This is a genomic window from Corallococcus sp. CA041A (assembly GCF_003612075.1).
Classification (GTDB): domain Bacteria; phylum Myxococcota; class Myxococcia; order Myxococcales; family Myxococcaceae; genus Corallococcus; species Corallococcus exiguus.
The window spans coordinates 1-9,997 of sequence record NZ_RAWF01000332.1 but is presented as its reverse complement, the minus strand read 5'-3'; the positions used below and the strand labels follow the sequence as shown (position 1 = coordinate 9,997).

6 protein-coding genes are annotated in these 9,997 nt (G+C 72.1%); 5 read left to right on the top strand and 1 reads right to left on the bottom strand.

Going from position 1 to position 9,997, the window contains the following annotated elements:
- Positions 1-525 (top strand): DbpA RNA binding domain-containing protein (locus tag D7V77_RS37295; RefSeq protein WP_199733958.1); only part of this gene is annotated, 525 nt, incomplete at its 5' end.
- Positions 526-558: 33 nt separating this feature from the next.
- Here the strand turns inward: D7V77_RS37295 and D7V77_RS37290 are convergent.
- Positions 559-1,053 (bottom strand): helix-turn-helix domain-containing protein, encoded by a 495-nt coding sequence (locus tag D7V77_RS37290; protein WP_120581008.1) that lies wholly within the window; start codon positions 1,051-1,053, stop codon positions 559-561.
- A gap of 68 nt (positions 1,054-1,121) precedes the next feature.
- Here D7V77_RS37290 and D7V77_RS37285 point away from each other — a divergent pair, with 68 nt between their 5' ends.
- From D7V77_RS37285 to D7V77_RS37270, 4 genes are all read left to right on the top strand, one after another.
- Complete coding sequence (locus D7V77_RS37285; RefSeq protein WP_014399186.1) at positions 1,122-2,351, top strand: Glu/Leu/Phe/Val dehydrogenase; 1,230 nt, start codon at positions 1,122-1,124, stop codon at positions 2,349-2,351.
- An 87-nt stretch (positions 2,352-2,438) separates the two neighbouring features.
- Entirely contained in the window at positions 2,439-3,656 is a 1,218-nt protein-coding gene (locus D7V77_RS37280; RefSeq protein WP_120581007.1) for a threonine ammonia-lyase, read from the top strand.
- Positions 3,657-3,708: 52 nt separating this feature from the next.
- Entirely contained in the window at positions 3,709-5,079 is a 1,371-nt protein-coding gene (locus D7V77_RS37275; protein WP_120581006.1) for a tetratricopeptide repeat protein, read from the top strand.
- Between the two features lie 117 nt (positions 5,080-5,196).
- A partial coding sequence (locus D7V77_RS37270; RefSeq protein WP_120581005.1) for a hypothetical protein occupies positions 5,197-9,997 on the top strand: 4,801 nt, incomplete at its 3' end.

Genomic DNA, 9,997 nt, shown 5'->3' with positions numbered 1-9,997 from the left:
GGCCCCGGCGAGGTGAAGCTCTGGGTGAACCTGGGCATGGACGACGGCATGGACGAGGCGAAGCTGCCCGCCACGCTGGAGGCCATGGGCGCCCCGGCGGGCAAGGTCATCAAGGCCCTCACCCGCCCCACCTACGGCTACGTCTACGTGCCGGAAGGTGACGCCGAGGGCTTCGAGTCGCTCAACGGCAAGGCGCACAACGACAAGCCGCTGAAGCTGGAGCGGCACCGTCCGCGCGGCCAGCGCGAAGAGCGCCGCCCCCGTCACGAGTCCCTGCAGGACCTCCCCGGCCAGGCGCGCCTGTGGGTGGGCCTGGGCCGTCAGGAAGGCCTGGACGAGGCGGGCGTCACCGCCGCGCTGGAGGCCGCGGGCGCTCCGGCGGGCAAGGTGCTGCGCACCGACCTGCGCCCCACGTACGCGTATGTCTTCGTGGCGGAGGAGGACGTGGAGGGCTTCGAGTCCACCCACGGCAAGCCGCACGGCGAGGGCAAGACGCTCAAGGTGGAGCGCGCCAAGCGCAAGTAGTGCTTCCGCGCCTTCGGGGGGCTCACGGCCCCCTCAAGGCTCCGGAGCCGTCTTCTTCCTGCGGGCCCGGTGGTAGTGCGCCACGCACAACCCCCGAGCCAGCACGGGCCGGCCGCACTCCGGTGAAGCGCAGGCCGCGCTGGCCTCCTTCGCCGGAGGAGTCGAAGCGCCCGGCCCACCGCTGAACATCGCCTCCGCCACGGCCATCAGACGGTCCACGTCGTCCCGGCCCAGTTTCTTCAGCCGCACCCACTCCACCAGCCGATGAGCCCCCGCGTCCTCCGCGTCCTCCAGCCGGAACAGCTCCCCCAGCGGCAGCTCCAGCGCGGCCGCGACCTGGAGGAGCGTGTCGTAGCTGGGGTTGCGCTCGCCGCGCTCCAGCAGGGACACGAAGCTCACGGAGATGTCGCACCGGGCGGCGAAGTCCTCCTGGGTGAGGCCCCGGCGCTCGCGCAACGTGCGGATCCGCCGCGCCAGTCCCTGCAGGGACGAGCCGGCGTCGCTGTCGTCCGGGGAGTGGGGGCGCATGGACGCACCCATCGTAGCGCACCGCTTCTGTTAAGGTTTTCCGTCTGTCCTCAGGAGTGAAGCCCACCATGAACGCCGTCGACGGCACCAACTACTACTTCCGCAAGGCCGCGCGGGTGATGGACGTGGGCACGCCCATCGAGACGCTCCTGGCCACGCCCCTGCGCGAGGTGAAGGTGCAGGTGTCCATCGAGATGGACTCCGGCGAGATCCGCACGTTCCTGGGCTACCGCATCCAGCACGACAACAGCCGCGGCCCCATGAAGGGCGGCCTGCGCTACCACCCCGCCCTGGACCAGGACGAGTGCGTGTCGCTCGCGTCGCTGATGACGTGGAAGACGGCCGTGGTGAACGTGCCCTACGGCGGCGCCAAGGGCGGCGTGGCGTGCGACCCCGCGCAGATGAGCCTCAAGGAAGTGGAGCGGCTCACGCGCAAGTTCGTGGATCAGATTCAAGACGTCATCGGGCCCACGCGGGACATCCCCGCGCCGGACGTCAACACCAACCCCCAGGTGATGGCCTGGGTGATGGACCAGTACTCGCGCTACCACGGCCATTCGCCCGCGGTGGTGACGGGCAAGCCCCTGGAGCTGTACGGCTCCAAGGGCCGCGAGGCCGCCACCGGGCGAGGCTTGCTCTACGTATGCCGTGAAATCCTGAGGGATCTGGGCATGCCGGTGAAGGGCACGCGCTTCGCCATCCAGGGCTTCGGCAACGTGGGCAGCCACATCGCGCAGCTCATCTGGGGCGACGGCGGCGTGGTGGTGGCCGCGTCCGACGTGCTGGGCGGCATGTACAACCCCACGGGCCTGGACGTGCCGTCCCTCTTCGAGCACGTGAAGCGCACCGGCACCGTCACCGGCTTCAGCGGCGGCACGCCGTGCCGCAACGAGGACGTGCTCGCGGCGGACTGCGAAGTGCTCATCCCCGCGGCCCTGGGCCACGTGCTCACCCGCGACAACGCCAACAGCGTGCGCGCGCGTTTGGTGGTGGAGGGCGCCAACGGCCCCACCCAGCCGGAGGCGGACGACATCCTGGAGAAGCGCGGCATCTTCGTGGTGCCGGACATCCTGGCCAGCGCGGGCGGCGTCACGGTGAGCTACCTGGAGTGGGTGCAGAACCTCCAGCACGTCTCCTGGGAAGAGGATCGCGTCAACGCGGAGCTGGAGAAGACGATGAAGGAGGCCTACGACCGGGTGGCTCAGATTGCACGGTCTCGTAAGGTTTCCATGCGGACGGCCGCGTACATCCTGGCCATTGGCCGGGTGGGCAAGGCCACGGTGCTGCGCGGCATCTGACGCACCCCGCCGCGCACGCGGGCAGGCAGGCGTGGGGCTCCGGGCCGCTTCCGTGCGGGGCGCGCTTCCGCTACACGCCCGGCCATGATGGTCACCCTGCAGGACATCCAGGCGGCGCGCGAACGGATCCGCACCGCGCTGCGCCCCACGCCGTGCCCCGCGTCGGACTACTTCACGGAGAAGACCGACTGCGCGGTGGTGTACTTCAAGCTGGAGAACCTCCAGCGCACCGGCGCCTTCAAGGAGCGCGGCGCGCTCAACAAGCTGCTGACGCTGACGGAAGAGGAGAAGCGCCGCGGAGTCATCGCGGCCTCCGCCGGCAACCACGCGCAGGGCGTGGCGTACCACGCGCGCCGGCTGGGCATCCGCGCCACCATCGTGATGCCGGAGCGCACGCCGCTCATCAAGGTGACTCGCACGCGCGATGACTACGGCGCGCGCGTGGTGCTCAAGGGCGCCAACTACGACGAGGCCTACGCGGAGGCCCTGCGCATCCAGGCCGCGGAGAACCTGGTGTTCGTGCACCCCTTCAACGACCCGCATGTCATCGCGGGCCAGGGCACCATCGCGCTGGAGCTGCTGGAGCAGTGCCCGGACCTGGAGCTGGTGGTGGTGCCGGTGGGCGGCGGCGGGCTCATCTCCGGCGTGGCGGTGGCGCTGAAGGAGACGAACCCGCGCATCCAGGTGGTGGGCGTGCAGGCCTCCACCATCGCCAGCATGAAGGCGTCGCTGGATGCGGGGAAGCGCACGGAGCTCACCCACGCGGGCACCACCATCGCGGACGGCATCGCGGTGAAGGTGCCGGGGGACCTCACCTTCGAGCACGTGCGCAAGTACGTGGACGCGGTGGTGACGGTGGACGAGGAGGAGATCGCCGCCGCCATCCTGATGATGCTGGAGCAGGAGAAGTCGGTGGCGGAGGGCGCGGGCGCGGCGGGGCTGGCGGCGCTCGTGAACGGCCGGATTCCGCAGGCGAAGGGCAAGCGCGTCGCCATCATCGTGGGCGGCGGCAACATCGACATGAACGTCATCAGCCGCATCATCGAGCGGGGCCTCGTGAAGGCGGGCCGCCTGGTGCAGCTGGAGGTGCGGCTGCCGGACCGGCCCGGCGTGCTCGCGCGGCTCACCACGCAGATTGCGGAGATGCGCGCCAACGTGGTGGACCTGCACCACGACCGCGCCTTCTCCAAGGCGGGGCTGGGCGAGGCCACGGTGGAGGTGATGCTGGAGACCACCGGGCACGCCCACATCCAGGAGCTGATGGCCGCGCTGGAGGCCCAGGGCTGGCAGGTCGCCCGGACGTAGGGCGGGGAGGCTTGCGCGGGCGCTCGGGGCTTCGGCGATACTCCGGAAACCCATGAACACGCCCCTCATCGCCCTGCTGCTCCTCGCCGCCGCTCCTCCCGCGCAGAAGGCGAAGGAGCTGGCCGCCCACAAGGAGTGGGAGGAGCTGTACCTCGCGTTCGCCGCCGCGGACCCCGCCTCCTACCCGGAGGCGCAGCGGCCGTCCGTGGCGGGCCCGCTGCTCAAGGGCTGCGAGGCGCTGCTCCCGGAGGACGCGGTGATGGCGTACTCGCTGGGCGAGCGCGCCGTGGCCTTCCAGGAGACGGCGGGCGGCCTGCGCTGCCTGGCGCGCTCCGCGCTGAAGACGGATCAGCGGGCCGCCGCGGAGGAGGCGCTGAAGAAGGGCCTGGCCACCTTCCCCAAGGACGGCGCGTTCGCGCTGGAGCTGGGCCGGTTGCAGTTGCAGGACAAGGACTCGGCGGGGGCGCTGACCACGCTTCAGCAGGTGCCCGCGAAGTCGAAGGAGGCCGCGGAGGCGAAGAAGCTGATGCAGCAGGCCCGCTCGCAGGTGTCGGAGGAAGGGGCCGCGCGGCGCGAGGCGGAGCGCCTGGAGCAGCGGATGAATGGCGAGCCCTCCTCGGGGGACACGCGCCAGGCGAGGGCGACCGCGGGCGGAGAGCTCCGTTCGGCGGGCCTGAGCTACGAGTCCGGCGTGGGCAAGGACGGCATGCGCGTGCGCCAGAACAGCCGCTTCGCCATCCGCTACTTCAACAGCGACCGGGACTTCGGCCAGCGCGCGGAGTACGAGGGCAAGGTCGTGTCCGCGCTCGACGAGGCCTATGAGTTCACCCAGCGCACGCTGGGGAAGGCCCGCGAGCGGCAGCTGAACGTGGTGCTCTACACGCGCGACGAGTTCGCCACGCACATGGGCGCCCGGTACGCGACCGCGGTGGCCGGCCTGTACTCCGAGGACGCCATCCGCATGAACGACGCGGCGGAGCTGACGCAGGCGACGAAGGCCACCCTGGTCCACGAATACGTGCACGCGGCATTGGACGAAATCTGCCCGACCGGCGGCGGCGCCCTGCCCCGCTGGTTCAACGAGGGCCTGGCCGAGTACATCGAGTGGCGATACCTGGGGCTGGACGGCCCCCCGCGCCATCTGCGCGACGTGATGCGGGCCCAGGCGAAGCAAGGGCGGCTGCCGAAGCTGTCGGCCATGGACTCGCAGGCGCCCATCAACATGCCCCAGCCGGAAGTCGCCTATGGGACATCCGCCATGGCGGTGCGGGAGCTGGTGCGCCTGGGGGGCCAGGAGAAGCTCCTGGACTTCATCCAGAAGGCGGGCCAGGGCGGGCCCTTCCAGGAGGTCCTGAAGAGCACCTACGAGAAGGACTCCGACGGCCTGGACCAGGCGGTGCGTGCCGCCCTCTCGGGGAGGTAGCGGCCGGTCGGGCGTGGCGGATTGGTTTACCCCCTGGCGGGAGTCCCCTACACTCGCGACCCTCCAAGATTTTCGCTGCGGCGGTCCCCCCAAGACGCTGGCGCAGCAAGGTGACGGATGTCCGATACGCGCGCCGCGATGAGAGAGTTCCGCTTCCTGGATGAGAAGCGGAAGCTGGGAAGTCTGTCCGCTGTCGAGGAAGCTCGCTGGGTCGAGTTGCGCGGCCTTTTGGGCATCCAGGACGCGGCGGACACCGCGGCGGCGGCCCAGGCGTGGGCCCAGCCCGAGCAGCAGCCCCAGGGGTACTACGGCGAGGATGGCCAGTGGTACGCCTACCCCGCTGGCTACGACCCGAACGCCCAGGGGTACTACGGCGAGGACGGCCAGTGGTACGCCTACCCCGCTGGCTACGACCCGAACGCCCAGGGGTACTACGGCGAGGATGGCCAGTGGTACGCCTACCCCGCCGGCTACGACCCGAACGCGGCGGCCTATGATCCGAACGCGGCGGCCTATGATCCGAACGCGGCGGCGGCCTGGGCGCAGCAGGGTTACGACCCGAACGCGGCGTATGACCCGAACGCGGCGGCGGGCTACGCGGCCCCGGTGGATCCGCAGGCCTATGCCCCTCAGGCCCCCACCGAACCGGACAGCCTGAACCTCAGCACGGACGACATCGACATCCCCTCGCTGAGTGAACCCGCGCCGTGGATGCCGCAGGCGCCCGTGGCGACCTCGCCTGCCGCGGCGGAGGCGACGTGGGACACGAGCGCCGAGGAGGACTTCTCCGGGCTGTCGACGGAGACGCCGCCCCCGGTGGCCGCCGCCGAGCCGGAGCCCTCGCTGGAGGATTCGTTCGCGGACCTGTCGATGGAGGTCGAGTCGGAGGCCCAGGCCCCGGCGACGTCCGGGCTGGATCCGATGGCGGAGGCGCTGGCCTCCGCGGAGCACGCGGTCGGAGAGGCGGAGCTGCTGGAGGCCGAGCCCGTCGCCGAGGCGGTGCTGGCCGAGGACCTGTCGCCCGTGGATGCGGCGTGGGACGCGGCGCCGCTGGCGGTGGAGTCCGAGGAGTCCCGCGCCAGCGCGCTCGATACCGCGCCGCTCGCGGTGGAGCCGGCGGCGCCGGCCGAAGGTACGGCTTCGGATTGGGACTGGAGCGACGTCGCGACGGCGGAGCCCGCCGCGCCGGTGGAAGCCGCCGTGGAGGAGGCCCAGGCGGTCGCCACGGAGACGGCGGAAGCGTGGGGGACGGACGCGGCCCCTGTCGCCGAGGCGCCGGAGCACGGTGGAGAGATCGCGCTCGGCGCGGGTGACATCGCGGAGGCGTGGACCGACGGCGCCACGGAAGTGCCCGCGGAGGAGATCGCCCTGGATGCGGGCGATGTCGCCACGGAGTGGCAGCCGGAGACGGCCAGCGCGGAGTCCTGGCAGTCCGGTGGAGCAGCCTCGGCGACCGGCACGACCGAGGTCGAGGCTGCGTGGCAGGCGACCGCGGAGGCGGAGGAGATCCCGCTCAGCACGAGCGACGTCGCCACGGACTGGCAGGCGGAGGGTGAGACTCCGGCGGCCGATGCGATCGCGCTCGGCACGAACGATGTCGTCGCCACGGACTGGCAGACCGGCGGCGAGGCCGCGGCGGAGGAGATCGCGCTCGGCACGAATGACGTCGCCACGGAGTGGCAGGCGGCGGGTGAAGCTCCGGCTGCGGACGCGCTGAGCACGAACGACGTCGCCACGGAGTGGCAGGCGGCGGGTGAAGCTCCGGCTGCGGACGCGCTGAGCACGAACGACGTCGCCACGGAGTGGCAGGCCGACGCGACGGAAGCTCCTGCCGAGGAGATCGCGCTCGGCACGAGCGACGTCGCCACGGACTGGCAGGCCGACACGGCCGCATCCACCGACGAGAGCGCGCTGGCCTCCGGTCATGCGGCGACGGAGTGGACGGCGGACAGCGCCGTCGCCACCGGGACGCCCGCCGAGGAGATCGCGCTCGAGTCGAGCGAGGTCGCCACGGATTGGCAGTCGGGCAGCGCCACGAGTGATGTCGCGACGGAGTGGCAGGCCGACAACGCGGCGCCGGTGCAGACCTCCGCCGAGGAGATCACGCTCGGCACGGATGACGTCGCGACGGAGTGGCAGGCCAATGATCCGTCGGGTGTCGCCGCCGAGACGTGGCAGGCTGGCGCGGAGACGCCCGCCGAAGAGATCGCGCTCGACGCCAACGATGTCGCTCACGAAGGCGTCGCGGATGGCTCCTACGACGGCGCGGCCTCGGCGGTCGCGGCCGGTGTGGAGGCCCAGACCTTCGACGTGGCCGACCTGGGAGCCGAAGAGGAGCAGCAGCTCACTCCGCCGCCCTCCCCGTTCGCGAATGAGCCGGGCATTCCGTCGCTGCGGATCCGCAGCATCCCGGTCGGTCCGGACATCGAAGCCGACACGCTGGAGCTCGGCTCGGACGATGTCGAGCCCGCGGCCGAAGTGGCCCCTGCATCGGAGCAGTGGGGCGAGCTGAGCGGCAGTGCCGACGACGCCGTGCCGCTGGCCACCGCCTCCGAGTCGCTTGCCGAAGCGCAGTCCGGGGAGTCTTCGGCGTGGGACACCTCGGGACAGGATGCGCAGTCGTGGTCCGCCGAGGGAGCGCCCTCGGACGCCACCGACACCGTGGGGTTGCAGGACGCGTCCGCCGCCATCGAGCTCCAGCCCGAGTGGGCCGCCGATGCCGTGGAGCCCGCCGCCCCCATCGAGCTCCAGCCTGAATGGGCCGCCTCCGCTGACACGGCGGAGGAAGCCGCTTCGACGCAGGCGTGGTCCGGTACCGCATCGTCCGAACAGCCCACCGCGCCCGCGTGGGATGCCCCGGCCGCCGAATCCGCGTGGGTCGCCTCCACGGCCGCGCCCGTCGCGGATGCCCAGGGCGGATGGACGCCCTCGTCCGAAGAGGCTCCGCTGATCGAGGCCCAGTCCGAATGGGCCACGCATGAGGCCGACGCCGCACAGCCGGCACAGGCGTCCGACTGGAACGCCACGGAAGAAGCCGCGCCCGTCGCCGCGCAGCCGGAGTGGGCCACGGAAGAAGCCGCGCCCGTCGAAGCGCAGCCGGAGTGGGCCGCCGCTGAAGAGGCCCCCATCGAAGCGCAGCCGGAGTGGGCCACGGAAGAAGCCGCGCCCGTCGCCGCGCAGCCAGAGTGGGCCGCCGCCGAAGAGGCGCCCATCGAAGCGCAGCCCGAGTGGGCGACCACGGAAGAAGCCGCGCCCGTCGCCGCGCAGCCGGAATGGACCCCCACCGAAGGCACCTCCACCGTTCCCACGCAGCCGCAGTGGGGAGCCGAGGAGGCCGCGCCCATCGCTGCGCAGCCGGAATGGGCCGCCGAAGAGGCTCCCATCGAGGCCCAGCCCGAGTGGGCCGCTGCTGAGGAGACCGCGCCCGTCGCCGCGCAGTCCGAGTGGGCGACGGCTGAAGAGGCTCCCATCGAAGCGCAGCCCGAATGGGCCACGGAAGAGACCGCGCCTGTATCAGCGCAGTCCGAGTGGGCCACCACGGACGCGACGCCTGCCGCCGCGCAGCCGGAGTGGGCGACGACCGACAACACCCCGGAGGCCGCGCCGATCGAGGCCCAGCCGGAGTGGGCCACCGCCGACGCCGCTCCGGTCGCTGCGCAGTCGGAGTGGGCGACCACGGAAGAAGCCGAGCCCACGGCACCGCAGTCGGAGTGGGCCGCGACCGAAGAGGCAGCCCCCATCGAAGCGCAGCCCGAGTGGGCCACCGAGGAAGCAGCGCCCGTAGCGACGCTGCCTGAATGGGCCACGGAAGAAGCCGCCGCGCCCGTCGCCGCGCAGCCCGAATGGGCCGCCGCCGAAGAGGCGCCCATCGAAGCGCAGCCGGAGTGGGCCACGGAAGAAGCCGCCACGCCCGTCGCTGCGCAGCCCGAATGGGCCGCCGCGGAAGAAGCTCCCATCGAAGCGCAGCCCGAGTGGGCCACGGAAGAAGCAGCCACGCCCGTCGCCGCGCAGCCCGAATGGGCCGCCGCGGAAGAAGCTCCCATCGAAGCGCAGCCCGAATGGGCCACGGAAGAGACCGCGCCTGTATCAGCGCAGTCCGAATGGGCGAGCACGGAAGCCGCTGCTCCTGTCTCCGCACAGCAGGAGTGGGCTGCCACTGAAGAAGCCGCGCCCATCGAAGCGCAGCCCGAATGGGCCACCGAGGAAGCCTCCGCGCCCGTCGCCGCGCAATCCGAATGGGCCGCCGCGGAAGAAGCCCCCATCGAAGCGCAGCCCGAATGGGCCACCGAAGAAGCTGCGCCTGTCGCTGCGCAGCCGGAGTGGGCCGCCGCCGAAGAAGCTCCCATCGAAGCGCAGCCCGAATGGGCCACCGAGGAAGCCGCCCCCGTCGCCGTACAGCCGGAGTGGGCCGCCGCCGAAGAGGCACCCATCGAAGCGCAGCCGGAATGGGCCACGACGGAAGCCTCCGCACCTGTCGCCGCGCAGTCCGAGTGGGCGGCCGAAGAGGCACCCATCGAAGCGCAGCCGGAGTGGGCCGCCGCCGAAGAGGCACCCATCGAAGCGCAGCCGGAGTGGGCCACGACGGAAGCCGCCACGCCGGTCGTCGCGCAGCCCGAATGGGCCGCGGCTGAAGAAGCCCCCATTGAAGCGCAGCCCGAATGGGCGACCACGGAGGCCGTGCCCCCGGGCGCGGATCAGCCGTGGGCCGCCACGGACGCCGCCGCGCAGTCGGAGTGGGCCGCCACCGAGGACGCCTCCGCGAACTCCGCCTGGGCCCAGCCGTCCACCGACACCGAGCAGCCCTGGGACGCCCCGGTCGAGGAAGCCGCCCCTGCTTGGGGCGCCGCTCCCGCCACGCCGGAATGGGGTGCCCCCCAGGCCCCCGCCGCGCGCTCCTCCTGGGCCGAGCCCCAGGAGG

Excerpts from the sequence above, each read along its gene's own strand:
- D7V77_RS37290 (WP_120581008.1), bottom strand. The coding sequence starts at position 1,053 with ATGCGCCCCCACTCCCCGGACGACAGCGACGCCGGCTCGTCCCTGCAG.
- D7V77_RS37285 (WP_014399186.1), top strand. The coding sequence starts at position 1,122 with ATGAACGCCGTCGACGGCACCAACTACTACTTCCGCAAGGCCGCGCGG.
- D7V77_RS37280 (WP_120581007.1), top strand. The coding sequence starts at position 2,439 with ATGGTCACCCTGCAGGACATCCAGGCGGCGCGCGAACGGATCCGCACC.
- D7V77_RS37275 (WP_120581006.1), top strand. The coding sequence starts at position 3,709 with ATGAACACGCCCCTCATCGCCCTGCTGCTCCTCGCCGCCGCTCCTCCC.